The organism is Caloramator quimbayensis, assembly GCF_900167605.1.
Taxonomy (GTDB): Bacteria; Bacillota; Clostridia; order Clostridiales; family Caloramatoraceae; genus Caloramator_B; species Caloramator_B quimbayensis.
Map to the genome: position 1 here is coordinate 1 of NZ_FUYH01000058.1, position 2,115 is coordinate 2,115.

At 40.1% G+C, this 2,115-nt stretch carries 4 protein-coding genes; all 4 read right to left on the reverse strand.

The window, feature by feature from the left end:
- Positions 1-293: hypothetical protein (locus B5D15_RS15605; RefSeq protein WP_179122350.1), on the reverse strand; the 293-nt coding region annotated here is incomplete at its 3' end.
- A 100-nt stretch (positions 294-393) separates the two neighbouring features.
- Complete coding sequence (locus tag B5D15_RS15130) at positions 394-1,089, reverse strand: DUF4367 domain-containing protein (RefSeq protein WP_078697923.1); 696 nt, start codon at positions 1,087-1,089, stop codon at positions 394-396.
- Entirely contained in the window at positions 1,079-1,621 is a 543-nt protein-coding gene (locus B5D15_RS15135; protein WP_078697924.1) for an RNA polymerase sigma factor, read from the reverse strand. Before B5D15_RS15135 ends, B5D15_RS15130 begins: the two co-directional genes overlap by 11 nt.
- A 19-nt stretch (positions 1,622-1,640) precedes the next feature.
- Entirely contained in the window at positions 1,641-1,841 is a 201-nt protein-coding gene (locus tag B5D15_RS15140) for a MerR family transcriptional regulator (RefSeq protein WP_078697925.1), read from the reverse strand.
- Positions 1,842-2,115 lie beyond the last annotated feature (274 nt).

Consider the following 2,115-nt stretch of genomic DNA (forward strand, 5'->3'; position numbering starts at 1 on the left):
GATTTAGACCAGCTTTTCACGTTTGACCATGATCCGTTAGAATAACGCTGCAAAGTAGATGTGAGATAAATGTTTTTTCCGGCCGGTGTTTTTTGCACATACCCATACACAGTGGCCGTTCCGCTTGATGAAATAGTGAGCGAGGTGCTTGCCTGGTTGATGTAAACATACTGAATGGACACTTCAGAATCCTGCTTTGCGCTAGTTTCTTCTGCAGCCAATGCTGTCGATGTTAATACAGACAAAATAAGCAGGATACTTAATGCAAAAGATAAAAACCTCTTTTTGATCATTGAAAAACCTCCTTTGATTTTTGTTCTCATTAAATAAAACAAATCAAAAGAGGCTTTTGTGACAGGAAATAAAAAATTTTTTAGAAAAATTTTCTGAACTTTATGGACTTAAGTCCGTGTCTGTAATTTCAACGCTTTCCGCAATCTTAAACACGATGTCTCTATCCAGTGTTGATGACACCATATACATATACTTATCATCGTACCAGAGCAGGCTTTGAACGCCCTGATTGGAATAATACTTGGCCGGTAAACCTTTGAACTCAAGTTCTTCCAGTTTTACACCTTCTGTATTTATGTTGATTGAGACGTTTTCAAGGCACTGTTGGCTGTAGGATATAAAATCATTTTCCTTTTCATATTCCAGCAGAACAAGGCCGTCAGTGTTTTTATTGACCAGTTTAAAGCCTTCCGGTATATAGGCCGGTTCATATATGGCAAATCCATCGGCCGCATCCTGAGATGACCGGCTTTCATTAAAGAATATATGAGTGAATTTTTCATACACCTCGGTTATGAATTCAAATACCGCGGCGCGCACAGCCGATACGCTCATTGCGGACGCAAACAGGATAATAATTGCAGCAACAAAAGCGACCGCACGCCTGCGCAAAAATACAACTCCGCGGGCCGGGCTTCCCGTTTTGCTGCGGCGTATAAGCTTTCTCATCCTCCGCTCAAACCTTTTTGAGAACTCATACTCTATTTCATCGTCTGTAGGCAGGGTTTCTATCTCATATATGTCCGCTTGAATAACGGCTTCTTTAAGCATGTCTTCCGTAAAACTAATTGACATCGGCGCTTTCCTCCCTTCCAAGAATTTCCTTAAGCCTGCGTTTTGCGCGCTCAAGCCGCTTCCTGACCACCGCCTCAGATATATCCAACATCTTTGCTATTTCTTCATTTGAAAACTCTTGAACATATTTCAGTGTCAGCACATCTTTATATATAACAGGCAACTTCAATACCGCCCTTGCAAGATGATCCAAATCCTCCGCAACGCTTATTGGTTCGGTCGTTATACAGTATTCCACATCCTCAAGGGGAATTGTTGTGCGCCTTTTTCTTTGGTTATATAAATTGATGGCGGTGTTTCTAACCATAGTAACAATGTAGCTCTTAGTTTTGTGACAGGAAATTTCCCCCACTTTATCGAAATTCTCAAGAATTTTCAAAAACGTCTGATGTACAGCGTCCTCGGCGAGCCGTTCATCATTTAGGATGCGGTTGGCGACATAGAACATAAGCTTCCTGTATGTAACATAAAGCAATTCAAATTTATTTTTATCCTCTTCGCCGTCAAGCATCGCCAGATATATTGGAAGCATTTTGTCACCTCCCGCATTTTCATGCTCTGTTTTGTTTCCTCTCTCTTTGTGACTTAAGTCTGCCATCAATGGGTTTTTGGGCGTCTCTCGGTATTGCCCATACACGGCTGAAACGCACAGCGCCGTCTATTCTGTTTTCCGCACACAGCTTTTGTATGCGCCTGACGGAAATGCCCCACTTTTTTGAAGCTTCATTTACAGACATGTAATCAGTTACCATACATTCACCCAAACATACAATTATTAGCAATTCATATTATATACGTCTAAACGAATAATATCAAGTTTCATAAAGCTTTAAGGCATCCTAACCTTATTTCAGTATTATTGCAACAGACATAATGCCGGTACCCTTATAAATATATGTTAAATGCAAAAACCTGCCGCGAAAAAAGTAAGCGTCAAAAAATTTCCGTATTCATTCCTCATTTATCCTTTGATAAAATAAATCCAGTAGATTAAGCTGCAAAGCCTTCTACTGGATATTTTAATTT

Coding starts and splice junctions, on each gene's coding strand:
- B5D15_RS15140 (WP_078697925.1), bottom strand. CDS start 1,841: ATGGTAACTGATTACATGTCTGTAAATGAAGCTTCAAAAAAGTGGGGC.
- B5D15_RS15130 (WP_078697923.1), bottom strand. CDS start 1,089: ATGTCAATTAGTTTTACGGAAGACATGCTTAAAGAAGCCGTTATTCAA.
- B5D15_RS15135 (WP_078697924.1), bottom strand. CDS start 1,621: ATGCTTCCAATATATCTGGCGATGCTTGACGGCGAAGAGGATAAAAAT.